The following is a 22,344-nucleotide window of genomic DNA, read 5'->3' on the forward strand; positions in this document are numbered from 1 at the left end:
CGAATTACAAATGAACAACCATCGAACGTCGCCGCCGGGCACATACCGTTGCGGCGCGGCCACGCGGCTGCTAGGCGCGCCGCCAATCTACTAGACCATCCAACGAAAGAGCAGTTCCCATGGCCGACGAAGGCGACGTCCTGACCGATCTCAACCCCGGCGCTGGCGGCAACGGGGCCGATACCGCCCCCGTGGCGGGCATCATTTCGCAGTATGTGAAGGATCTCTCGGTCGAGAATCCCAAGGCGCCCGAGAGCTTTCAGTGGAACGCGCAGCCGGAGCTCGACGTGCAGTTCAACATCGGGGCGACCCCGGTGAACGACGAGGTCACCGAGGTCGAGCTGAAGGTATCGTGCACCGCCAAGACCGACCAGGGCACCGCCTATATCGTCGAGCTGTCCTATTGCGGCCTCGTCGGCATGCGCAACATGCCCGACGATCAGAAGCACATGTTCTCCTACGCCGAAGCGCCGCGCTTCCTGTTCCCATTCGCCCGCGCCGTGATCGCCAATGCAGTGCGCGACGCCGGTTTCGCCCCTTTGATGCTCGATCCGATCGACTTCCAGGGGCTTTACCTGCAGCAGCTGCAGGCGCGCGGCGAAGCGAGCTTCAGCGGCGAGGGCTCTGCGGCCGAGGGCGAGGCCAACTGAGCCTCCTGCGAGCGTAGGGACAGGCCAATGAGCCTCGTCCGCAACGTCGGAACCATCGGCGGGCTGACCGCGCTAAGCCGGATATTCGGTTTCGCCCGCGACATGCTGATTTCGCGGGCCCTGGGCGCGGGCCTCGCGGCCGATGCCTGGCAGCTCGCCTTCACCCTGCCCAACACCTTTCGCCGGCTGTTTGCCGAGGGCGCCTTTAGTGTCGCCTTCGTGCCGATGTATACGCGCCGGTTGCACGGCGCCGAAGGCGAGGAAGAGGTCGCGCGCCGCCAGCAGGAGGCGGATGACTTCGCCAGCGACGTCCTGTCGGTGTTCGTCTGGGTGCTGCTCGGCTTTTCGGCGCTGTGCATGATCTTCATGCCCGGCATCGTCTGGCTGCTGGCGCGCGAATACCACGACGTGCCGGGCAAGTTCGAGCTCTCGGTGATCCTCAGCCGGGTGACCTTCCCCTATCTCGGGCTGATCAGCCTCGTGGCCATGCTGTCGGGCGTGCTCAACGCCCGCTCTCGATTCGCGCCGGGCGCTTTCGTGCCCGTTTTCCTCAACCTGGTGATGATCGTCGGCATCGTCATCGGCTGGACGCTGCGCGGACCCGACGGGGATGACCGCATCGTCGCCTGGGCCCTGGCGCTTTCGCTCACCTTCTCCGGTGCGGTGCAGCTCGCGTACATGTGGTGGGCGAGCAGCCGGGCCGGCGTGCGGCTCAAGGTGTCGGCGCCCAAGTTCACTCCGGAGGTCAAGCGGCTGGGCATGCTGATCCTGCCGGCCACGTTCGGCGCCGGAATCTACCAGGTCAGCCAGCTGGTCGACACCTTCTTCGCGACCAGCCTGCCGCAAGGTTCGCTTGCGCTGCTAAAGTATGCCGACCGGCTCAATCAGATGCCGCTCGGCATCTTCGGCATCGCGCTCGGCACCGCGATCCTGCCGATGCTGGCGCGGCACATCCAGACTGGCGACAAGCGCGAGGCGCACCGCCTGCAGTCGAACGCAATCGAGATAGCCATGCTGCTGTGTCTGCCCGCCGCGGTGGCGCTGGCGATCTGCGCGGAGGCCTTCACGACCGGCATCTTCCAGGGCGGCAGGATGACCCCCGCGGACACCGCGATCATGGGCAACATCGTCGTCGCCCTGGTCTGCGGCCTTCCCGCCTATGTGCTGATCAAGGTGTTCCAGCCGGCCTTCTTCAGCCGCGAGGACACGCGCACGCCGGTGTTCGTCGCCGCCGGGGCACTCTCGATCAACATCGCGCTCAATTTCTATGTCGTGCCGCGCTACGGCATTGTCGGGCTGGCCGGGGCTACCGCCTTCACCGCGACGCTCAACGTGGCGACGCTCTACACCATCCTGCAGATTCGCGGCTGGTACCACTTCACCGCGAAGCTCGCCGGACGCATCGCCCGCCAGATCGCCGCCACCGCGCTGATGGGTGCACTTCTCTTCTGGCTGACCCCGGTGCTCGCGCCTTACTGGTCGGGCAGCGCGCTGGACCGGATCTGGTCGCTCAGCGCGCTGGTTGCCGCCGGCGGACTGAGCTTCTTCGGCGCCGCCTACCTGCTCGGCGCGCTGGACAAGGATCTGATCGCGCAGCTCAAGCGCCGGCGCCCGGCGAAGGCGCCGGTGGACCTTGCCGAATAGGGTCTGGCGGGGTTTCCCTCGCAGGCGATTATGGTAAGGGCCGTTCGATGGAACGGAAGCTCGCCCCCGTAAAGAATGCGCCGCGCCGCTTTGCGGTGCGCGGCCGGGCGGCCCATTGGCGTCACTTCGGGCGATGGCTAGGCCTGGCCTGATACCCGCTGCCGGCATCGCATCGGCAGACCCCAAACCCGTATCCCGCGTTTCATGAAAGCTGTTCCCATGCGCGTCGTCTCCGGCATCCAGCCCACCGGCAATCTCCACCTCGGCAATTATCTCGGCGCCATCCGCAATTGGGTGCGCATGCAGGACGAGATGGAGGATGCAAATCGCGCTCAAGCAGCCGCAGGCGGTAGCGCGCAAGGAAATCAGTGCCTGTTCTTCCTCGCCGACCTCCACGCCATCTCCATGCCGCACGTTCCCGCCGAACTGCGCGCCGCAACGCTCGAGATGGTCGCCGCGCTGGTCGCCTGCGGAATCGATCCCGATCGCTCCGTGCTGTTCAACCAGGCCCAGGTCCCGGCTCATTCCGAGCTGCAATGGCTGCTCAGCGGCACCGCGCGGATGGGCTGGCTGAGCCGCATGACGCAGTTCAAGGACAAGTCGGGCAAGAACCGGGAAGGCGCCAGCATTGCGCTATTCACCTACCCGGTGCTGCAGGCCGCAGACGTGCTGCTCTACCAGGCGACCCACGTTCCGGTGGGCGAGGACCAGAAGCAGCACCTCGAGCTGGCCCGCGACATCGCACAGAAGTTCAACAACGACTTCGCCTCCGACGAGGATCCGGTCTTCACGCTGCCCGAACCCTACATCCCGCCCGAGGCGGCACGAATCATGAGCCTGCGCGACGGCACGGCCAAGATGAGCAAATCGGACCCGTCGGACATGAGCCGCATCAACCTGTCGGACGATGCCGACACGATGATGAAGAAGGTCAAGAAGGCCAAGACCGATCCCGAGCCGCTTCCCTCGGAAGCAGCGGGTCTCGAAGGCCGTCCCGAAGCGAAGAACCTCGTGGCGATCTACGCGGCCTTCACCGGGCAGGACATCGAGGGCGTGCTGGGCGAATTCGGCGGCGCAGGGTTTGGCACCTTCAAGCCGGCGCTCGGCGAGTTGCTGGTCGAGACGCTGGCGCCGATGGCCGCGCGCTTCAACGAACTCAAGGCCGACCGCGAATCGCTCGACGCAATCCTCGCCCGCGGAGCGGCGCGTGCCCGCGAAATCGCCGGACCGACGCTGTCGCGTGCCTACCAAGCCCTCGGGTTGATCCGGGGATAAGCGAAAAGCGCCGAAATTATAGAGTCTTGCGAATCGGGATGTTCAATTCCGGTTCAGCCCGTCATTTATAGAACACGGTTCAACGATGACGGCAGCGCGCCCTGAGAGGGAGGGATGCAGCCGCGTACCTGATTTCGGAGATTTTTTGATCATGTCGCTTTTTTCGCAAACCTTTCGCGGGCTGAAGATCGCCGCCGCAACGCTGGGCCTTGCCGCCCTCGCCGCGTGTGCCGCGCCGTTCAACGCCGACGTCTCTCGCTTCCAGTCGCAGCTGCCGGCCCCGCAGGGGCAGAGCTTCGCCATCGTCGCCGACGATCCGGCGCTCGCCGGCGGGCTCGAGTTCTCGCAGTACGCCGGCTACGTCGCGCAGCACATGCGCGAGCTCGGCTACACCCAGGCCGCCTCGCCGCAGGACGCCACGCTGCTCGTGCACTTCGACTACGGCGTCGACAACGGCCGCGAACGCGTCCAGTCGACCGGCTTCGGCTATCGCGACCCGTTCTATCGCGGCTGGTACGACTATCAGCCGGTGATCTTTCGCGACCGCCGCGGCAACGCGCACGTTAGCTACATTCCGACGCGGTCCTGGGGCTATGGCTTCTACGATCCGTGGTTCGGCGGCCCCGATATCGACAGCTACACCGTCTATACCAGCGGCATCGAGATGAAGATCGACAATGCCGCGACGGGCGAGCGGCTCTTCGAAGGCAAGGCGCAGGCGTTGTCGACCTCGAACCGGTTGCAGTACCTCGTGCCCAATCTGGTCGAAGCGATGTTCACCGATTTCCCCGGCGATTCGGGTAAGACGGTGCGCATATCGATCGCCCCCGAAAAGCAGCCGGTTCAGCGCCGCTAGACGCAGCGCTGCCCTCGATCACCAGGAAGGCGAGTCCGGAAACGGGCTCGCCTTTTTTTGCCCGCGGCAATCGCCCTACGAAGAACAACTTAGGCAAGCCGTCAGGCTCTTTAAGTCGCTGACTTTCCATGAGGCACAGTGGTCTCCAGGAGAGTCGCGGTGTCCCAAATTCCAGTTACCCCGTTCGAGAAGAGATTTCGCGCGCGCGTGCTCATCCCCGGGGCGGTTGTGCTTCTGCTCACCGCGGCTCTTTGTGCCGCCGGCGTGTACATCACCGGACGGAACACCGACACGATGGCGCTCTTCGGGCAGCAGGCCGAAGTCTGGCGCGCAACCGCCAGCGGCATGGACGAACTGGCGGTGGCGCAGGAATCCATCGCTCTGTGCGACCAGTGCATGCGCGAAGCGCGCGCTGCGAAACCGGACTTGGCATGGCTCGACAAGAACATCGGCGCCCGCCTTCATGAGCTCCACGACGCCGACGCAACCTACATTCTCGACGCTAGCGATCACCCCATTTACGCCTCGCTCGCGGGCCGTTCCCAACCGCCCGCCACATATGAAAGCGTCGCGCCGGCGGTCGGCAGGTTCGTCGCGCTGGCGCGCGGTGAAATCAAGCGCCCCAGCGGCCGCAGCAACCTCAACGAACGCTTGCCTGGATCACCCCCCGAACCGCTCGTCTTGCCCCCGCAACCCGGAATGTGGGACCAGCCGGTTACGGTGAACCCCACCGTGCGCACCACGCCCAATGTGATCCATGCGACAGACATGGTGCGCCTCGGCGAGCGCGTGGCTTTTGTGAGCGCCATGCAGATGAAATGGCTCGACGGCTCCCGAGCCGCCGCCAACCAGCCGGCCCCTGTCTTGGTCAGCCTGCGCTATCTCGACGACAAATTCCTTACCGCGCTCGGGCGGCAAGGCATGCTCGCCGAGCCGCGACTGGCAATGCACCCCCGTCTCGGCGCCGACGAAACATCGGCTCCAATCCTCGACAGCGACGGCGCGCCTCTCACCACCATCGTCTGGAAGCCGATGCTCGTGGGCAGCATGGCCATGAAACTGCTGCTGCTTCCGGCGGTGGCGATGTTCGCCATCGTTGCGCTACTGGTGCTCCTGATGTCGCTCAAGCTGCGCAAGATGATGCGCCAGGACGACCAACACCTCGTCAAGCTGCGGCAGGCCCATATCGAACTGCAGGCAAAAGAGGCGCAGGCGCATCACCTTGCCTATCACGACGTCCTGACAGGCCTGCCCAACAGGGCTTTGTTCAACGACAACTGCGACCGGGCGCTGTTGCGGGCCAGGCATGGCGAGAAGATGGCGATCGTCCTGCTCGACCTCGACCGCTTCAAGAACGTCAACGATCGGTTCGGTCACCTCGCCGGCGACGAACTGATACGCGAGGTGGGCGATCGGCTCTCTCGCGTCCTCAAGGGCAAGGATGCCGTCGCCAGGCTGGGCGGCGACGAGTTCGCCATCCTGCTCGAAGGAGACGATCTTGCAGAAGGCATGGACTGCGTGCTGGAACGGATCCTGCTGGACCTGCATCGCCCGTACGACGTGCTCGGCAATCAGGCCCATATCGGGGTGAGCATGGGCGTCGCGGTCGCACCCGAATGCGGCACCGATCGCACCGACCTCATGCGAAAAGCCGATATCGCCCTCTATCGCGCGAAAGACGACGGGCGCGATTGCTACCGCTATTTCACGCCGTCGATGGACGAGACAGTGCAGCTTCGCGCGATGCTCGAAGAGGATTTGCGTGCGGCCATCGCTTCGGGAAGCAGCCTGAGCGTCCACTACCAGCCGCTGGTCGATTCCCGGCAAGGCAAGATTACCGGTCTCGAGGCGCTGCTGCGCTGGCAGCACGAAGAGCACGGCGCGATATCGCCGCAGCTCTTTATCCCGGTGGCGGAGGAGACCGGCCTCATCTCCGCGCTCGGCGACTGGGTCATCGAGGAATCCTGCAAGGTGGCGCGCGATTGGCCGAACCTGACCATCGCCATCAATCTTTCGCCCATCCAATTTTGCGACGAGGGCTTTGCCGATCGCGTGTGTGACATCGTTGCCCGCGCCAAAGTCAGCCCGCACCAGATCGAGTTCGAAGTGACCGAAGGCGTCGTGCTCGACCAGAACGAAGTCGTCCGCGGGGCACTGCGCCGCCTGCGTCAAATGGGCTTCCGCATCGCTCTCGACGATTTTGGCACTGGGTATTCGTCGCTCAGTTACCTGCGCGAGTTCGAAGTCGACCGGATCAAGATCGACAAGAGCTTCGTCCATAGCCTTGGCCAAACGATGGACGCGAATGCCATCATCACGGCAGTCGTGACGCTGGGACACGCGATGGGCCTGCAGGTAACGGCCGAAGGAGTGGAAACGGCGGACCAGGAAGACTTCCTGCGCAGCGCGGGGTGCAACGTCCTGCAGGGGTTCCGGTTTTCGCAGGCCGTGCCGGCGAACGAGTTGACCGAGTCCATGGCCGAGCACGCGCGCCGCGCCGCATAGCCGCGCATCACGCGCGGAGTTTTTCGTTGCCCAACGCGGCGGCTGAGGGGCATGGTCGCCAGATGATGAGGAAAACTGCTCGCATTGTCGGCGCCTTCGCCGCAGTCGCTCTACCCACTTCCGCGCTGCCCCAAGTGCCGCCGGACATCGCCGCCAAGACGCGCGAGATTGGTGCCATGATGGACCCGGCGAAAGGCTACAGCCCGTGGGAGGGCCGGTTCGACTCTTCATATTGGGACAACATGACGATCACTCGGGCGATCGCCTATGGCGAGGACCCTGCGCAGAAGCTCGACGTGTACTTGCCCGATGGCGCGGCTGAGAGCGATGCCGAGCGCCCCGTCCTGCTATTCGTCCACGGCGGCGGCTTTCGTGGCGGGCGGCGCGAGGGCATGCCCTACCCTGACAACATTCCCGGCTGGGCGGTGCACCAGGGGATGATCGGGGTCAGCATCGATTATCGCCTCGCGCCGGAGAACCCATGGCCGGCAGGCGCCGAGGACCTGAAATCAGCCATCGCCTGGGTCCGCGCGCACGCCGCGGAATATGGCGGCGATCCAGACCGCATTGTCCTGTTCGGCCATTCCGCCGGAGCAAACCACGTCGCCGACTACGTTGCGCACAACGAACTGCACGGATCGGAGCTTGCGGGCGTAAAGGGTGCGGTTCTGCTTTCGCCGTTCTATGCGGCCGAGGCCGATCCGGGGCAGCCGCATCTTTATTACGGTACCGATGCCGCGCTGCAGACCGCAGTGCCGCAGGTCGAGCGACTGCGCATGAGTCATGTGCCGCTGTTCATGGGCATCGCCCAGTACGACATCGAGCCGATGCGTTCGTTCGGTCTCAACGCCCGCGACTGGCTGTGCGAACAGCCCGAGCGTTGCCCCGGTTTCGTCGACCTGCCCGACCACAACCATTTCACCGAAGGCTTGTCGCTGGGCACCGCGGACAAGACTCTGTCCACGGCGCTGGTCGCCTGGCTGAAGTTGAACGGGGTGCTCTAAGGGGCGGAACTCACCGCGGCTTGCCGGCCCCGGTACCGGCGCGGCCATAGCCCTCGCCGAGTTTTGCGTGCCCGCCGGTCGAGCCGAAACCGCCCGCGCCGCGCGCGGTCTCGTCCAGCTCGTCGACCTCCTGCCACACCCCGCGCGTAACGGGGGCGAGCACGAGCTGGGCGACGCGGTCGCCGCGGGCAATAGCAAAGGCTTCGCTGCCGTGGTTGATCAGGATCACCTTGAGCTCGCCGCGATAATCCGAATCGATCGTGCCCGGCGTGTTGGGGACGGCGATGCCGTGCTTGAGCGCGAGGCCGGAGCGCGGACGGACCTGGATTTCGTGTCCGGGCGGGATCGCCACGGCGAGACCGGTCGCGACCGCGTGGCGCGCGCCCGGCTGGATGATCACGTCCTCGGCCGCAAGCACGTCCATTCCGGCAGCGCCGCTCGTCGCGTAAGCCGGCAATGCCAGCCCGACGCCGTGCGGCAGGCGTTTGATCTTGACCGCGACCTCAGGCATCGAGCGCTGCGGCAATCTTCTCGGCCAGCTTGAGCGCCACGTCCTTCTTGCTCATCGGCTCCCACGCCTCCTCACCCCTCTCGGTGACGATCGTAACCCTGTTGTCGTCACCGCCCATCACGCTCTTGCCCACCGGGCCGGACACGTCGTTGGCGACGATCCAGTCCGCGCCCTTGTTCTTGCGCTTCTTCCTGGCGTTGGCGATCACGTCGTCGGTCTCGGCGGCGAAACCGACCAGCAGCTTGGGGCGCTTCTTGTCGGCCGCGAGGTTGACGAGGATGTCGGGGTTTTCCTGCAGCAGCAGCGCCGGAGGCGCATCGCCGCGCTTCTTGATCTTGTGCGCCGAATATTCGCGCGTGCGCCAGTCCGAGACCGCGGCGACCAACACCGCGGCATCGACCGGAAGACAGTTCTTGGCCGCGTTGGCCATTTCCTCGGCGCTTTCGACGTCGATGCGGTCGACGCCAGGAGGCGTCGCCAAGTGCACCGGCCCGGCGACCAGCGTGACGCGCGCGCCGAGCGCCGCGGCTGCAGCGGCGATGGCGAAGCCCTGCTTCCCGCTCGACCGGTTGGCGATGTAGCGGACCGGATCGAGCTTCTCCCAGGTCGGTCCCGCGGTAACGAGCACGTGCTTGCCGTAGAGCGGGCGATGCTCGGGATCGATGGCGAAGTCGGGCTGCCCGTCGAGTGGGTCCTCATCGAGCGCGGCCGCGGCATGCGGCGACGCAGGTAAGACCGGGCCACCTTCGATCGGCTCGGGTGCGACCTGGTTGGCGTTGACATGGTGGTTGATCGCCTCCCGGTCGGTCGGCGGGGCGCTCTTTGCCGCGCCCTTCTTGGCGAACAGCGGATGGTCGAGGTCGGGCGTGGCGTCGACCGGCTCCTCGACGGGAAGATCGTCGTAGACGAAGTCCTCGAAGGCGACGTCTTCCTCGGGGGCCTTGCGCGGTGTCGAGCGGGGGATGATCGAGGCGAGCAACCCGCCGAGGCCGCCGCGTTTGTGAACTTCTTCGGGCTCGTCCTCGCCCTCTTCCTCCGGCTCCAGCGCCTCGAGGTAGTCGGCAATTTCCTGCGGGCCGGCGTCGCCCGGATCGAGATTCAGCATCGCGGCGATCTCGAGCCACACCGACTCGGGTTCGGGCAGGCGGCCGGGACCGTATTCGCCGCAGGCCATTTCGCCGTCGTCGGGATCGAGCACGGTCACGCCCGCCTCGCGCAGCAGACCGACGTTGCGGCGGGTCGCCTCGTGCTGCCACATCTTCACGTTCATCCCCGGCACGGCCAGCACCGGCTTGTCGGTGGCGAGAATCAGTGTGGTGCCGAGGTCGTCGGCGATGCCGGCGGCCATCTTGGCGAGCAAGTCGGCGGTCGCCGGGCATACCACGACGAGATCGGCTGCACGCGAAAGCTGGATATGGCCGATCTCGGCCTCGTCCTTGAGGTCCCAGAGACTCGAGTGGACCTGATTGCCCGACAGCGCGGCGAGGCTCATCGGGGTGACGAACTGCGCCCCCCCGTCGGTCAGCACGCAGGTGACATCGCCGCCGCCCTTCTTGATCAGGCGGACGAGCTCGCAGCTCTTGTAGGCGGCTATTCCCCCGCCCACGACAAGAAGGATGCGTGGCCCAGCCATGCTCGCCTAGGAGTCCCTCCGTACGGCCTCAAAAGTCGGGCGCACCCTAACGGCGCGCCCCAAACGAGGCCAGCCTTGCCTCAGGGTGGTTAACTTTTGCCTAGCGCGATCGTTTCAGGCAATGTCTCCGGCCACAGAAAACGGGGAAATCCCATGCGCTTCGTCCTTACCGCCCTCGCCATGATCGGCGGCATCGTCTTCACCCTGATCGGCATCGGCTTTTTCCTCACTCCGGAAAGCTCCGGCGCGAGCCTCGGCCTGCTGCCGAGCGGAACCCAGAGCCTGGCGGTAATGCGCGCCGACATGACGGCATTCTTCGTCGTCGGCGGGCTGTCGCTGGCGTTCGGGGCATGGCAGCGCAACGGCGAACTGCTGCTGGTCCCCGCCGCGCTGTTCGGCATCGCCTTCACCGGGCGTCTGGTCAGCGTCTTCGCCGACGGCGTCTATCCGGGATTCTGGCAGCCGATGCTGGTCGAAGCGAGCGTGGTGGTCGTCAGCGTCCTGGCGAGCCAGATGTTGCCGCATCGGGCTGTCGGCCACGAGACGATCTGAGCGCGGCGACGAGGTCGGCCAAGGCCCGCGGCGCCAGCGCGAGGCCGGCGCCATAGGCCGGAAAAAGCAGCGCCAACCAATAGAAGTTCTCGATCCGCGCAAACAGCGCAACCATGACGATGAAACCAAGAAACCACGTGCTGGCGAACAACCCGATGCGGCCGCCCAGTCCGGCCCAGCCGAGCAGCGGGAGGAAGGCGAGCGGAGCCCCCAGCCATGTCGGCAGGGCATTGAGCAAGCTGACAAGGACCAGACCGTGGAGCGGCAGCTCGAGACCCTGGTGCGCAGTCCACCCGCTCGACACGATATCGCCGGGGAGCTGGTGCGCGATTACGGCTTGAGCGTGGAAATACATCCCGACCAAGAACAGCGTGATTGCCACGACCACGGCCTGGAACTCGCGCCAGCGCGCCTGGCCGGCGGCGAGCACGGCCCAGAGCAGGAAATAGGGTAAGGCAAGTTCCCTGATCGCCAGGCCGCAACAGGCGAGCAGAAGCGACGGCCACCAGCGCTCCGGGCGATAGGTCGCCAGCGCGGCCGAGACGAACAGGCCGGCCATGATTTCCTGGCTCAGCCCGACCTTGGAAATGAGCGCCACCGCGCCCAGCGCCAGAGCGGCAAGCAGCGCCCCGATCCGTTCGGCGAACATGACCCGGCCGCGAAGACCGAAATAGAACCCGATCGCAGTAATCGCCCATAGCAGAACCGAAAGCACGCGCAGCCCCTCGAGACCGAGAACAATCGAACTCATGGCAAGCGTGGGCGGACGCACTGTCACGAACGGCTTGGTGGGGAATTTGGAGTGCCGCTGTTCGTCGAGCGCGGCGGCGTAATAGTTCTCGCCGGCCGAGACGCGCCTGTCGATCGCGAGGTAGAGATCGAAGTCGCGCCGCGAGCCGTGTGCCAGCTTGCGCTTGTTTTCGACCTGCGCCTTGCGGCCGTAGCTCTCTTCGGTCGAGACGCTCCACACGCCGGCAACGACGGTCAGGCCGAGCAGGACAGCGGCCGCCCAGCGCGGCAGGCGGCGCAGCGGACGGCCGAGCGCGTCCCACCAGGCGACGATGTCGGGCAACCTGCTCATCGCTGAACTGCTCGCCGCCACAGCGAGCCGAGCGTGAGCGGCAGGAACGCGAGCCCTGCGAACCACACGGGGGCCACAACCAGGGCCCAGTAGAAGTTGTTGTCACGCCCGGCGATCATGAAGAGCAGTCCATAGCCTGTGCAGAGCAGGGCGCAGAAGGTGCCGAGCGGGCTTTTCCACCCCGTCCAGCCGACCAGCGGCAGCAGCGCCAGCGGCGCGGCGAGGAGCGCCGGGAGGAACTGCAGCGGGCTGGTCGCCACGATGTTGCCGGTCAGGCCGCGCATTCCGCGCAGGGCGAGCCAGCCCTCGGACGGGCGGTCGGCCGGCCGAAGCAGCGCGTTCACCTGTGCGGCATGCAGGCAATGTGGCCGGCGAAGGCCAGCAACACGGACAGCCGTGGCAGCGCCGCGGGGCCAATGCGCGAAGCGGTCCCACGGCGCCGCGCCCCCCGGCCCCATGCTAGCCGAGCCAGCCCGCGAAGCTGGCGATCCACACCAGCGCCCCGCCGCCGAGTGCCGCGGCGAGGTAGCCGGGCCAGCGGGCGCCTATTCCCGGACGTCGTTCCCATACGAGTTCGATTTGCGGCAGCGGTGGCTGTTCGGGCGCTCCGCCCTTGGCCGGGTAGTGTTCCTCGATCCGGCGCACGAGATCGGGCAGGCGCAGCAGCGTTTCGAAGTCGGTCCGAATCCGATCGGCGAGCGCGGCCTCGGGTCCGAGCTCGTCGCGGATCCAGCTTTTCACGAAAGGCGAGCTGACGTCCCACATGTTGATCTGCGGATGCAGCTGGGTGGCAATGCCCTCGACCATCACCATGGTCTTCTGCAGCAGCAACAGGTGGGGCTGGGTCTGCATGTCGAAATCGCGGGTAATCGCAAACAGGCCGTCGAGCATCTGCCCGACGCTGAGCTCGCTGACCGGCTTGCCGCGCATCGGCTCGCCGACGGCGCGAAGGGCCGTGGCGAATTCGTCGACCGAGTGATAGCTCGGCACATACTGCGCCTCGAAATGAATCTCGGCGACGCGCCGGTAATTGCCCGTGGTGAGGCCGTAGAGGATTTCCGCCAGCCACTGCCGCGCGCGCCGGTCGATCCGCCCCATGATGCCGAAATCGATCGCGACGATCGTCCCGTCGGGCCTCACGAACAGGTTCCCCTGATGCATGTCGGCGTGGAAGAAGCCGCCACTGATCGCCTGCGTCAGGAAGGCCAGCACCAGCCGCCTGGCCAGCGCGGGGAGGTCGTGGCCGGCGGCCTTGAGCGCCTCGACGTCGGAGATCTTGATCCCGTCGATCCATTCGATGGTCATGACCCGGCCATTGGTCCGGTCCCAATCGATCGAGGGTATGCAGTAGCCGTCGAACCCGCGCATGCTTTCGGCCAGTTCGGACGCCGACGCCGCCTCGCGCCGCAAGTCGAGCTCGCGATTGGTCCAGCGCTTGAAGTTGGCGATGGTGAGCGCCGGGCGCAGCCGCCGGGCCTCTCCGCCGAGCGCCTCGAGGTGCGCTGCGGCCCATTCGTAGGTGGCGATGTCCCTGGCCAGCCGCTCGCGAATGCCGGGCCGAAGCACCTTCACCGCGACGTCGACGCCCTCGGTGGTGACCGCACGGTGCACCTGGGCGATCGAGGCCGAGCCGACCGGCTCGGGGTCGATGTACGAAAACACGGAGTCGACCGGAGCCTCGAAGCTGCGGGCGATCTCCGCCTCGATGGCGGCATAGGGAACCGGCGGCAGGCTGTCCTGCAGCGAGAGCAGGTTGTGCGCCGCCTCTTCGCCCACGAGGTCGGGACGAGTGGCGAGCGACTGGCCGAGCTTGATCGCCGCGGGGCCAATGTCCTGGAAGGCCGCGGCGTAGTCGGGCGCGCCCGGCTGCAAAGTTCCGAACCGGGCTATGCGGGCAAGCCGCTTGACCTGCGGCGGGGTATTCGGATCGCGCTCGATCCCCCGGAGCGCGCCATGCCGCGCCAGCGTTCGGCCCCACTTGAGGAGCCGCCAGATGTGTCTGGCCGGCCGGGTCACGCTATGTCTTCCATCCCGAATGGATTGCCACCAGCCCGCCCATGATCGGTTCGACCCTGGTGCAGGCGAAACCGGCGCGGACGATCATCGCCTCGAATTCGGACATCGGCGGGAATCGGCGGATCGATTCGATCAGATAGCGGTAGCTCTCGGCATCGCCGGCGATGGCTTTGCCGAGCTGCGGCACCAGCTTGTGCGAATAGACGTCGTAGGCCTCTTTGAAGCCGGGCCACTCGGTGGTCGAGAACTCGAGGCAGAAGAAGCGCCCGCCGTACTTGAGCACGCGGTGCGCCTCGGCCAGCGCCTTGTCGATATGGGTCACGTTCCTGATGCCGAAGGCGATGGTGTAGGCATCGAACATGCGGGGCCCATAAGTCAGCTGTTCGGCGTTCTGGTTCGACCACACCAGCCCGTCGATGCCGCGCTCCATCGCCCGCTCGACGCCGACGTCGAGCATTTCCTGGTTGATGTCGGCAACGGTGACCTCGGCCCCCCGGGCGGCCATGCGGAAGGCAATGTCGCCGGTGCCTCCGGCCATGTCGAGGATCGCCTCGCCCGGCTGCGGCTTCACCCGGCGCACGAACGTGTCCTTCCACAGCCGGTGCATCCCGCCCGACATGGCGTCGTTCATCACGTCGTATTTGGCAGCAACGCCCGAGAACACCGCGCCGACCCGGCGGGTTTTCTCCTGCGGATCGACGTCTTCGTAGCCGAAGGAAACCGTTTCGCTCATGCGCCCTCCCCTAGCCGCGGCGCGGCGTCCGCGCCAGCGCCCGCTTGCCCGCGCATGGCCAGGGCCGAGAGCGCAATTCCTGCGAGGATCATCGCCATGCCGGCGAAATGATAGGTGTGAAGCTTCTCCCCGAGCAAGGCGGCCGACAGGAAGGCCCCGAAGATCGGCATCAGGGTAATGGCCAGTCCCGCGCGCGCCGCACCGACCACCTGGGTCGCGTGGTTGAACATGAAGTAGGCCGCGATCGAGGGCAGCACGCAGACGTAGGCGAAGGCGCCGAGCACGCCCGGGCCCCAGACGATGCGTTGGCCCGAGAGCCATTCGTTGGCGGCGAAGGGCGCGAGCACGACGGCGCCCACCAGGAAGGTCGCGGCGACGAAGCTGATCGGCGCGACGGCCGGGCGCAGACGCAAGAGCACCGTGTAGAGCGCCCAGACGGCCACGCTGGCAAGGACGAGCAGGTCGCCGGCGCCGAAATGCAACTCGAGCGCCCGAGCCGGATCGCCCTCGAACACGATCGCCGCGACACCGACAATCGATGCGGCGACGCCCAAATTCTGCACCAAGGGGCTGCGCGTGCCGAAGAAGAGCCGATCGAGCAAGACGACCGCCGCCGGAATGGCCGCTTGCAACAGCAAGGCATTGGTCGCGGTGGTGTAGCGCAGGCCTGTGTAGAGCAAGGAGTTGAATGTCGCGATCCCGAGCAGGCCGAGCAGGAGGACCGGCACCCAGTGCCTCTTGATGGCCGGCCAGTCGCGCCGCAGCGGTCCCCAGGCGAACGGCAAGAGCAGCAGCGAGGCGCCCGTCCAGCGAACCCAGGCCAAGGTCAGCGGCGGCACCTCCAAGCGTACCGCGCGCCCGATGATCGAGTTGCCTGCCCACAGCACCATGACGACGCCAAGCAGGGCAAGGGCGCGGTATTGGCGGCTGGCGTCTTGCATGGCGCGTGCCCCTAGCTGCGCAGGCCGCGCTTGGCGATGACAGAATCGCTCCGCCCGGCTAACGCCCCCCGCACCATGCCCGAACTCCCCGAAGTCGAAACCACGGTGCGCGGGCTCGCCCGCTTTCTCGAGGGCGAGCGGCTCGAGGCCGTCATTCTCAATCGCGCCGACATGCGGTTTCCCTTCCCGCAGGGCTTCGTCCAGGCGCTGAGCGGCGCGCGTGTGACGGGTCTCGCGCGCCGCGCCAAGTACGGCCTCGTCCATACCGACCGCGACAGCACGATGGTGTTCCACCTCGGCATGAGCGGGCGTTGGCGCATCGATCCCGCCACGCCCGATAAGCACGACCACCTCGTTCTTGCCACCGCCGCGCACCGCTTCGCGCTTTGCGATCCGCGCCGCTTCGGTTTCGTCGACCTTGTCGCAACCGAGGCCTTGGATGCCTGGCCGGCCTTTGCGGCGATGGGCCCCGAGCCGCTCGGCCCGGACCTTCAGGCGCTTCGCCTCAAGTCCGCGCTGGCCGGACGCAAGGCGGCGATCAAGCTCATGCTGCTCGATCAGCGCGTGGTCGCCGGACTGGGCAATATCTACGTCTGCGAAGCGCTCTGGCGCGCTGGCATCGACCCGCGCAGAGCCGCCGGGCGCGTCTCGCTCGCTGCGCTCGAGCGCCTCGTCACGGCGATCCGCGAGGTGCTCGAAGAGGCGATAGCGGCCGGGGGCTCGACCTTGCGCGATTATGCCCGGCCCGACGGCCAGCTCGGCTACTTCTCGAAGCTATTCGATGTCTACGACCGCGAGGGGGAGGCGTGCCGGCGCGATGACGGCGGCGCGATACGGCGCGTCGCGCAGGGCGGGCGGTCGACCTGGTTCTGTCCTCGCTGCCAGCGCTGAGATGAATTGCTTATCGGGAACGAAAACGTAGAGGGGCGAGGGAAACGGCGGCGAGCGCCGGTCGGTCGCCGGATTCAGCCGCGAAATTCTTGACGATTCGCCAAGGCGACGCTAAGGGCGCCGCTTTCCGGCGGGAATCCGCCGTCCGACAAACCTGCAAGACAAGAATTATTCCGGCCGCACCGGGCGGCCCGAGACAAGGATAGACATGGCCAACACGCCGCAAGCCAAGAAGCGCATTCGCCGCAACGACCGCCGCGCCGAAATCAACGGTGCGCGCATCAGCCGCATCCGCTCCTTCGTGAAGAAGGTCGAGACCGCGATCGCCGGTGGGGACAAGACCGCCGCTGCGGCAGCGCTCAAGGATGCGCAGCCCGAACTGGCGCGCGGCGTCGCTCGCGGCGTTCTCCACAAGAACACGGCCTCGCGCAAAATGAGCCGACTCAGCAAGCGAGTCGCAGGCATGTGATTCGCTCCTGCGGGGTTTTCCGCAGGAACGAAATCGGAACGAGGCTGGTGCGAAAGCACCGGCCTTTTTTTGCGTCTGCGAAGCGCATCCAGCGCGGTGTCATCTAAATGTAGGAAATCCCGCGATTCGCGCGGGCTTAGCTTGCAACCCTTTGATATTTCATGCTTTCAACGCGAGGCTGCGGGGTAGCGGACTGTCAAGATGGATTAATTTTGTTTTTTTCCCCCGCGAGACTTGCCGATCAGACGAAGTCGTTTTTAAGACAGCAACTCAGGTCGCACGACTCTTCTGTCACGGCCTTTACATCGAGACGATGAAGCGTGCGCGCCGGCCCATTGGGACGACTCTGGCGGATGGCGGAGCCATGCCGGCGCGACAAATGGCGGTGGGGGAAATGCAATGCTCTTCGCAATGGGGTGGGTTCGATGATTCGAAGAAGCGCGCAGGCGGGTCGTATCGGGGCGTCAGGTCAAAACGAAATCGAGGGTAAGATGGAAGACCAGGAAGCGTTGGACCTGGCCGCCGACTGGGCGGATATTTCTCAGGGCTTGCGCAAGGATCTTGGTCACCAGCTGCACAGCCAGTGGATCAAGCCGATCCAGCTCGGCACGTTCTGCAAGGACTCCGGCACGCTGAACCTGTTCCTGCCGACCGAGTTTTCGGCCAATTGGGTTCAGGACCGTTTTCACGACCGGCTCTCGCTGGCTTGGAAAATCGCCCGCAGCGAAGTGCGCCACGTCAAGATTCAGGTCCACCCGGGCCGCCGCAAGCTCGCCGACATCGACCTGCGCGGCAACGACGGCTTCGGCCGCCGCGCGGCCAACGACGCCTTGCCTGGCATGGCCATGGCCTCGATCGGCGAGCACGGGTTCACCAGCTCGGTCGGCCTCGACCCCTCGCTGACCTTCGCCGCCTTCGTCACCGGCACAACCAACGTTCTGGCGTTCAATGCCGCCGAGCGCATGGCGAAGGTCGAGCAGCCGCAATTTTCGCCGCTCTACCTCAAGGCTGCGACCGGCCAGGGCAAGACCCACTTGATGCACGCCATTGGCCACAGCTACCTGCAGGCGCACCCGCGGGCGCGGATCTTCTATTGCAGCGCCGAGCGCTTCATGATCGAGTTCGTCCAGGCGCTGCGCTCCAACGAAATGATGGAGTTCAAGGCCCGGCTGCGCGCCTTCGACCTGCTGCTGGTCGACGACATCCAGTTCATCATCGGCAAGGCCGCTGCGCAGGAAGAGCTGCTCTACACGATCGACGCGCTGCTCGCCGAAGGCAAGCGGCTGGTGTTCGCCGCCGACCGCGCGCCGCAGGCGCTCGACGGAGTCGAACCGCGGCTGCTTTCGCGGCTGTCGATGGGCCTCGTCGCCGACATCCAGCCGGCGGACATCGAACTGCGCCGCTCGATCCTCGAATCCAAGCTCGCGCGGTTCGCGCCGCTGTCGGTCCCGGCCGACGTGATCGAATTCCTGGCCCGGACCATCAACCGCAACGTGCGCGAACTGGTCGGCGGCCTCAACAAGCTGATCGCCTATGCCCAGCTGACCGGGCAGGAAGTCTCGCTCCAGCTCGCCGAAGAGCAGCTCACCGACATCCTCTCGGCCAATCGCCGGCGCATCACCATCGACGAGATTCAGCGCACCGTGTGCCAGTTCTACCGCGTCGACCGTTCGGAAATGTCGAGCAAGCGCCGGGCCCGCGCCGTCGTCCGCCCGCGACAGGTGGCGATGTACCTCTCCAAGGTGCTGACCCCGCGCAGCTACCCCGAGATCGGGCGCAAGTTCGGCGGGCGCGATCACTCGACGGTGATCCACGCGGTGCGGCTCATCGAGGACCTGAGGAAGCGCGACGCCGACATGGACGGCGACGTGCGCAGCCTGCTCCGGCAGCTGGAGAGCTAGCTCTCGCTCCACTGCCGGCGAACCTCTGTTCGGCAGGGCTGACACAGCCCTGTCGACAGCAATTCCACATGGTGCCAACAGACTATCCATGGCCCTGTCTCCCGACCGTCTCGATCGCTTTGCACGGCACATCGTGCTGCCCGAGGTCGGCGGCGCCGGCCAGGCTGCACTGGCCGCTTCGCACGCGGTGCTGGTAGGGATCGGGGGGATCGGCAGCCCCGCCCTTCAGTATCTTGCCGGGGCGGGAATCGGCCGGCTCACGCTGATCGACGACGACCGGATCGACGCCAGCAACCTCCAGCGCCAAACGCTGTTCGCCGAAGCCGACATCGGGCATCTCAAGGCCGAGCGTGCAGAGGCCTGGCTCGATCGCTTCGACCCGCAGATCGCGGTGCAGGCGGCCGCGATCCGCATCGATTCCGCCACTGCCGGCCCGCTGATTGCCGGGGCCGACCTCGTGCTCGACGGCTGCGACAACTTCGCCACCCGGCTCGCGGTGTCCGACGCGTGCGTGGCGGCGGGCGTCCCGCTGCTCTCGGCCGCCGTAGGACGTTTCCAGGGTCAGGTCGGCGCCTTTGCCGGCCATCTGCCCGACGAGGCGTGCTACCGCTGTTTCGTAGGCGATGCCTTCGATGCCGAGGACTGCGACACCTGTGCCGAGGACGGCATGCTCGGGGCGATGGCTGGGTGGACCGGCACGTTCGCCGCGCTTCAGGCGATTCGAGTGCTGCTCGGTGCCGGCGGGGGGATGGGAGAGCCGCTGTGGAGCCGCCTGCACATTCTCGATGGCCTCACGCCAGGCATGCGAACGATGCGCATCGCCAAGGACTGCGAGTGTCGCGGCTGTAGCGGTTGAGGGCTCAGTCCGTGTGGAAATCGCACGCTCAGGGCCGGGCGACAGCCACTTTGAGAACTCCGTGGAATCCGTGCATTCGAGGCTGGCAATATGCTTCAAATGCACGCTAGGGAGCCCGGACCGAAATAGGGATAATGGGTCGTGTCCAAGCGTATTCCGATGAGTCATGAAGGGCGTCTGCGCTACGCCCGAAAACAGCGGACCATGAAGAAATTGGGGAAGGCACTCGTCCTCACACTCTTCCTGGTCGCAATCGCGCTTGCCTATGTTGCCATCGAGCTCGGTTACTGACCGCACGCGCCCGTGATGCGCCCGCAAGCAGAGCCAGGCGCCGCGCGTATGGCCATACCGGCTCTCCCGCTCTAACGCGCGCTCTCAGGCTCGGGCAATTGAGGGGGACGCATGGCGCGAAAGCATCCGAAACACGTTGGCTTCGAGGACTCGCGCGCCGAGGCCGAAGAGCCGCCGGTCGCGGCGCCGTGCTGGCTTTGCGGCCGTCAGCTTGGCGAGACCATCGTCTGGCATCATCCCGTGCCCAAGAGCCGCGGCGGGCACGACGTCGTGCCGATGCACCCGATCTGCCAGCAGGCGCTGATCGCCAACTTCACCAATGCGGAGCTGCAGCGCCACGGCATGGACGTGCAGAGCCTGCTGGATAATCCGGCCGTGCGCAAATTCGTCGACTGGGTCGCGAAAAAAGACCCCGATTTCAGCGCCGGAACGGCCAAGAAGCGCCGCTGAGCCGGCCGCCCGGGCCGAAGCCTATTCGCCGACCGGCGCCGGTGCGTTCGCCCCTTGGTATTCGAGCGCGAAGGTCGGATCGCATTCGTACGGATAGATGTAGTCGTGGCCGCGCTCCCAGCGAATGAAGCGGGCGCCGGTGTTCTCCAGCATCTCGGGATCCTCGAACCACTGGCTCGCCTCGAGCGCCTTGCCGTCGGCGGACAGGCGGTAGCGCTCGACCATGTGTGCCTGATCGGAGTGATTGAGACCGTTGTTGGTGATCGTCGACGGCGCAAGATGGGTGGTGTCGATCACCAGCTCGTCGCCCTCCCAGTGACCGATCGAATCGCCCATCTTGGTATGCGGCGCATCCTCCGGCAGATGCCCCCGTCCATCGGTGTAGATCAGCCGGTACTGGTCGTAATATTCGTACTTGAACACCAGCAGCCCGGGCGCCTCGATGATCTGGAATGGAAACGGACCTTGCACCGTGTACATGATCGACTGCGGCTGGCAGACGCGGGCGATGGTCATCTCGTCGGTCGGCTGCCAGTCCCTGGCAACGTCCAGCGCCTTTTGGGTCAGCTTGAGCCCCCCGTAGACGCCGCGCGGGAACTCGGCCGCACCCGTATCGTCCAGCACGACCGCATCCGCCGGCAACTTGGCCTTGAGGTCCTCAGGCATCGGATAGCCGCGAAACGGCGCGCTCCAGTAGCCCGAGAGGTCGGGATGCTTCGCCTCCTCGGAGGCGGCAGGGGCAGCAATGACGGCAGCGACGGCAAACGCGAAAGCGAACCGCATCAGCTCTGGTCCTGCCGGCCGAACGGCGCCGTGCCGATCGACTTGCCGGCGGCGTCCTTCACGCCCTGCAACCGCATATAGGGCGTGCCGTCGCGCGAAGGCCAACCGGTGATGGTGATCGTATCGCCCGGCTTGATGATATTGCGCGTCCAACCGCGCCGGACGAGGATCACCGGCGCGTTGGTCTCCGCGCGCCAGTGCTCGACGCTGCCGTCCGGCTTCTTGACGTCGAGCGCTATCGTCCCGTGCGGATTGGTGAACCGGAAGGCGGTGACAACTCCGGTCACCGTCACATTCTTGTCCGGGTCGAAAAACACCGCGAAGGAATGGTGCGCCGCTGCCGCACCCGACAGGACCAGCGCCGCAAGCCCAACCAAAAGTCGTTTCACCCAAACCTCTCCCGAATTTGATTTCGGCAATATTACCACATTGTGGGACTAATCAAGCTCGATGAACGCACTCCGAACTGAAAAGCTCTGAGCTGCCGCCACGAGGTCGTCGCCCGCCGCAGGCGGGGAAGCCGTCAGGTGCGCCCCGAGCAGGGCTAGCGCCTGCCGCGAACAGGCGTTCAGCCTCGACAGCATCGGGCTGAATGCCTAGGGCACCGACGGAGGAGGACGAGCGCGCATGAAGCTCATCATCGGCAACAAGAATTATTCCAGCTGGTCGCTGCGCGGCTGGCTCGCGGCCAAGCAGTCGGGCCTGCATTTCGAGGAGCTGACGGTCCATATCGACGGCGACGACTGGCAGGCAATGAAGCGCGAAGGCGGCGAATTCCAGCCCAGCGCGGGCAAGGTCCCGGTCCTGTGGGACGGCGAGGTCGTGGTGTGGGACAGCCTGGCGATCCTCGAATATCTGGGCGACAAGGTGGGGCGCGACCGCTTCTGGCCCAAGGACGACGAGGCGCGCGGCATGGCCCGGGCCTGCGTCGCGGAGATGCACAGTTCCTACATGGCGCTACGCCGCGAATGCCCCATGAACATCCGCCGCCGCATCGAAGGCCACACGATCAGCGACGAGGCACGGCACGACATCGTGCGCATCCTGCAGCTGTGGGCCGAGGCGCGGGCGCGCTTCGGCAAGGGCGGGCCGTTCCTGTTCGGCACCTTCGGCGCCGCTGACGTCTTCTACGCCCCGGTGGTCAGCCGCTTCATTACTTATGGACTGCAGGTCCCCGGCTTCGCCCAGGCCTATATGCAGGCGGTGTGGGAGCACGACTGGCTGCAGCAGTGGGTCGAAGCGGCGCAGAACGAGGAATGGGTTATCCAGAAGTTCGAGAATCCGGCCTGACCACACCGCGCC

Annotated in this window: 23 protein-coding genes; 14 read left to right on the plus strand and 9 right to left on the minus strand. The window is 66.0% G+C overall.

All coding sequences use genetic code 11. From position 1 onward, the window contains the following. The first annotated feature begins 119 nt into the window (after positions 1–119). The 6 genes from secB to Q7I88_RS00470 all read left to right on the plus strand — a co-directional run bounded on the left by secB (position 120) and on the right by Q7I88_RS00470 (position 7,934). Complete coding sequence (gene secB, locus Q7I88_RS00445; RefSeq protein ID WP_305097079.1) at positions 120–650, plus strand: protein-export chaperone SecB; 531 nt, start codon at positions 120–122, stop codon at positions 648–650. A 27-nt stretch (positions 651–677) separates the two neighbouring features. After that, positions 678–2,294, plus strand: a complete 1,617-nt coding sequence (murJ, locus tag Q7I88_RS00450; RefSeq protein ID WP_305097080.1) for a murein biosynthesis integral membrane protein MurJ — start codon at positions 678–680, stop codon at positions 2,292–2,294. Between the two features lie 219 nt (positions 2,295–2,513). Then, positions 2,514–3,569: a tryptophan--tRNA ligase gene (gene trpS, locus Q7I88_RS00455; protein ID WP_305098633.1), complete on the plus strand. Its 1,056-nt coding sequence runs from the start codon at positions 2,514–2,516 to the stop codon at positions 3,567–3,569. 151 nt (positions 3,570–3,720) lie between these two features. Beyond that, positions 3,721–4,425: a DUF4136 domain-containing protein gene (locus Q7I88_RS00460; protein ID WP_305097081.1), complete on the plus strand. Its 705-nt coding sequence runs from the start codon at positions 3,721–3,723 to the stop codon at positions 4,423–4,425. Positions 4,426–4,584: 159 nt separating this feature from the next. After that, entirely contained in the window at positions 4,585–6,930 is a 2,346-nt protein-coding gene (locus tag Q7I88_RS00465) for a putative bifunctional diguanylate cyclase/phosphodiesterase (protein ID WP_305097082.1), read from the plus strand. 65 nt (positions 6,931–6,995) lie between these two features. Beyond that, a complete protein-coding gene (locus Q7I88_RS00470; protein WP_305097083.1) occupies positions 6,996–7,934 on the plus strand; it encodes an alpha/beta hydrolase in 939 nt (312 codons plus the stop codon). A 10-nt stretch (positions 7,935–7,944) separates the two neighbouring features. Here the strand turns inward: Q7I88_RS00470 and dut are convergent, their stop codons facing one another. Continuing rightward, positions 7,945–8,445, minus strand: a complete 501-nt coding sequence (gene dut / locus Q7I88_RS00475) for a dUTP diphosphatase (RefSeq protein WP_305097084.1) — start codon at positions 8,443–8,445, stop codon at positions 7,945–7,947. After that, on the minus strand, positions 8,438–10,078 hold the full coding sequence (locus Q7I88_RS00480) for a bifunctional phosphopantothenoylcysteine decarboxylase/phosphopantothenate synthase (RefSeq protein ID WP_305097085.1): 1,641 nt from the start codon (positions 10,076–10,078) through the stop codon (positions 8,438–8,440). Before Q7I88_RS00480 ends, dut begins: the two co-directional genes overlap by 8 nt. Before the next feature lie 153 nt (positions 10,079–10,231). Between Q7I88_RS00480 and Q7I88_RS00485 the strand changes: the two genes are divergently transcribed. Beyond that, a complete protein-coding gene (locus Q7I88_RS00485; protein ID WP_305097086.1) occupies positions 10,232–10,630 on the plus strand; it encodes a hypothetical protein in 399 nt (132 codons plus the stop codon). Here the strand turns inward: Q7I88_RS00485 and Q7I88_RS00490 are convergent. The 5 genes from Q7I88_RS00490 to Q7I88_RS00510 all read right to left on the minus strand — a co-directional run bounded on the left by Q7I88_RS00490 (position 10,572) and on the right by Q7I88_RS00510 (position 15,401). Beyond that, positions 10,572–11,711 carry a hypothetical protein gene (locus tag Q7I88_RS00490; protein WP_305097087.1) on the minus strand — a complete coding sequence of 380 codons (1,140 nt, stop codon included), beginning with the start codon at positions 11,709–11,711 and terminating at the stop codon, positions 10,572–10,574. The genes Q7I88_RS00485 and Q7I88_RS00490 overlap by 59 nt on opposite strands. Beyond that, entirely contained in the window at positions 11,708–12,055 is a 348-nt protein-coding gene (locus Q7I88_RS00495) for a hypothetical protein (protein ID WP_305097088.1), read from the minus strand. The genes Q7I88_RS00490 and Q7I88_RS00495 overlap by 4 nt, the downstream gene beginning before the upstream one ends. Positions 12,056–12,170: 115 nt before the next feature. Continuing rightward, a complete protein-coding gene (gene ubiB, locus Q7I88_RS00500) occupies positions 12,171–13,727 on the minus strand; it encodes a 2-polyprenylphenol 6-hydroxylase (protein ID WP_305097089.1) in 1,557 nt (518 codons plus the stop codon). Between the two features lies 1 nt (position 13,728). Then, entirely contained in the window at positions 13,729–14,460 is a 732-nt protein-coding gene (locus Q7I88_RS00505) for a class I SAM-dependent methyltransferase (RefSeq protein ID WP_305097090.1), read from the minus strand. Further along, the gene (locus Q7I88_RS00510; RefSeq protein ID WP_305097091.1) at positions 14,457–15,401 is read right to left on the minus strand and encodes a DMT family transporter; all 945 of its coding nucleotides are present in this window, start codon (positions 15,399–15,401) and stop codon (positions 14,457–14,459) included. Before Q7I88_RS00510 ends, Q7I88_RS00505 begins: the two co-directional genes overlap by 4 nt. Positions 15,402–15,476: 75 nt before the next feature. Here Q7I88_RS00510 and mutM point away from each other — a divergent pair, with 75 nt between their 5' ends. The 6 genes from mutM (at position 15,477) to Q7I88_RS00540 (ending at position 20,259) form a co-directional block, all read left to right on the plus strand. Further along, positions 15,477–16,292, plus strand: coding sequence for a bifunctional DNA-formamidopyrimidine glycosylase/DNA-(apurinic or apyrimidinic site) lyase (mutM, locus tag Q7I88_RS00515; RefSeq protein ID WP_305097092.1), 816 nt, complete (start codon positions 15,477–15,479; stop codon positions 16,290–16,292). Positions 16,293–16,500: 208 nt separating this feature from the next. After that, a complete protein-coding gene (gene rpsT, locus Q7I88_RS00520) occupies positions 16,501–16,761 on the plus strand; it encodes a 30S ribosomal protein S20 (RefSeq protein ID WP_159793186.1) in 261 nt (86 codons plus the stop codon). 491 nt (positions 16,762–17,252) lie between these two features. Continuing rightward, positions 17,253–18,662, plus strand: coding sequence for a chromosomal replication initiator protein DnaA (gene dnaA / locus Q7I88_RS00525; protein ID WP_305097093.1), 1,410 nt, complete (start codon positions 17,253–17,255; stop codon positions 18,660–18,662). 88 nt (positions 18,663–18,750) lie between these two features. Beyond that, the gene (locus Q7I88_RS00530; protein ID WP_305097094.1) at positions 18,751–19,518 is read left to right on the plus strand and encodes a HesA/MoeB/ThiF family protein; all 768 of its coding nucleotides are present in this window, start codon (positions 18,751–18,753) and stop codon (positions 19,516–19,518) included. A gap of 141 nt (positions 19,519–19,659) precedes the next feature. Next, a complete protein-coding gene (locus Q7I88_RS00535; protein ID WP_305097095.1) occupies positions 19,660–19,809 on the plus strand; it encodes a hypothetical protein in 150 nt (49 codons plus the stop codon). 111 nt (positions 19,810–19,920) lie between these two features. Further along, a complete protein-coding gene (locus Q7I88_RS00540; protein WP_305097096.1) occupies positions 19,921–20,259 on the plus strand; it encodes a hypothetical protein in 339 nt (112 codons plus the stop codon). Positions 20,260–20,280: 21 nt separating this feature from the next. Here Q7I88_RS00540 and Q7I88_RS00545 read toward each other — a convergent pair whose 3' ends face one another. Together Q7I88_RS00545 and Q7I88_RS00550 are read right to left on the minus strand one after the other, a co-directional pair. Next, entirely contained in the window at positions 20,281–21,042 is a 762-nt protein-coding gene (locus Q7I88_RS00545; protein WP_305097097.1) for a hypothetical protein, read from the minus strand. Beyond that, the gene (locus tag Q7I88_RS00550) at positions 21,042–21,431 is read right to left on the minus strand and encodes a DUF6152 family protein (RefSeq protein WP_305097098.1); all 390 of its coding nucleotides are present in this window, start codon (positions 21,429–21,431) and stop codon (positions 21,042–21,044) included. Before Q7I88_RS00550 ends, Q7I88_RS00545 begins: the two co-directional genes overlap by 1 nt. A gap of 238 nt (positions 21,432–21,669) precedes the next feature. Here Q7I88_RS00550 and Q7I88_RS00555 point away from each other — a divergent pair, with 238 nt between their 5' ends. Next, on the plus strand, positions 21,670–22,332 hold the full coding sequence (locus Q7I88_RS00555; RefSeq protein ID WP_305097099.1) for a glutathione S-transferase family protein: 663 nt from the start codon (positions 21,670–21,672) through the stop codon (positions 22,330–22,332). The last annotated feature ends 12 nt before the right edge of the window (positions 22,333–22,344 follow it).

Source organism: Croceibacterium aestuarii, from assembly GCF_030657335.1.
Lineage (GTDB): Bacteria > Pseudomonadota > Alphaproteobacteria > Sphingomonadales > Sphingomonadaceae > Croceibacterium_B > Croceibacterium_B aestuarii.

Coding starts and splice junctions, on each gene's coding strand:
- secB (WP_305097079.1), top strand. CDS start 120: ATGGCCGACGAAGGCGACGTCCTGACCGATCTCAACCCCGGCGCTGGC.
- murJ (WP_305097080.1), top strand. CDS start 678: ATGAGCCTCGTCCGCAACGTCGGAACCATCGGCGGGCTGACCGCGCTA.
- trpS (WP_305098633.1), top strand. CDS start 2,514: ATGCGCGTCGTCTCCGGCATCCAGCCCACCGGCAATCTCCACCTCGGC.
- Q7I88_RS00460 (WP_305097081.1), top strand. CDS start 3,721: ATGTCGCTTTTTTCGCAAACCTTTCGCGGGCTGAAGATCGCCGCCGCA.
- Q7I88_RS00470 (WP_305097083.1), top strand. CDS start 6,996: ATGAGGAAAACTGCTCGCATTGTCGGCGCCTTCGCCGCAGTCGCTCTA.
- dut (WP_305097084.1), bottom strand. CDS start 8,445: ATGCCTGAGGTCGCGGTCAAGATCAAACGCCTGCCGCACGGCGTCGGG.
- Q7I88_RS00480 (WP_305097085.1), bottom strand. CDS start 10,078: ATGGCTGGGCCACGCATCCTTCTTGTCGTGGGCGGGGGAATAGCCGCC.
- Q7I88_RS00485 (WP_305097086.1), top strand. CDS start 10,232: ATGCGCTTCGTCCTTACCGCCCTCGCCATGATCGGCGGCATCGTCTTC.
- Q7I88_RS00490 (WP_305097087.1), bottom strand. CDS start 11,711: ATGAGCAGGTTGCCCGACATCGTCGCCTGGTGGGACGCGCTCGGCCGT.
- Q7I88_RS00505 (WP_305097090.1), bottom strand. CDS start 14,460: ATGAGCGAAACGGTTTCCTTCGGCTACGAAGACGTCGATCCGCAGGAG.
- Q7I88_RS00510 (WP_305097091.1), bottom strand. CDS start 15,401: ATGCAAGACGCCAGCCGCCAATACCGCGCCCTTGCCCTGCTTGGCGTC.
- mutM (WP_305097092.1), top strand. CDS start 15,477: ATGCCCGAACTCCCCGAAGTCGAAACCACGGTGCGCGGGCTCGCCCGC.
- rpsT (WP_159793186.1), top strand. CDS start 16,501: ATGGCCAACACGCCGCAAGCCAAGAAGCGCATTCGCCGCAACGACCGC.
- dnaA (WP_305097093.1), top strand. CDS start 17,253: ATGGAAGACCAGGAAGCGTTGGACCTGGCCGCCGACTGGGCGGATATT.
- Q7I88_RS00530 (WP_305097094.1), top strand. CDS start 18,751: ATGGCCCTGTCTCCCGACCGTCTCGATCGCTTTGCACGGCACATCGTG.
- Q7I88_RS00540 (WP_305097096.1), top strand. CDS start 19,921: ATGGCGCGAAAGCATCCGAAACACGTTGGCTTCGAGGACTCGCGCGCC.
- Q7I88_RS00545 (WP_305097097.1), bottom strand. CDS start 21,042: ATGCGGTTCGCTTTCGCGTTTGCCGTCGCTGCCGTCATTGCTGCCCCT.
- Q7I88_RS00555 (WP_305097099.1), top strand. CDS start 21,670: ATGAAGCTCATCATCGGCAACAAGAATTATTCCAGCTGGTCGCTGCGC.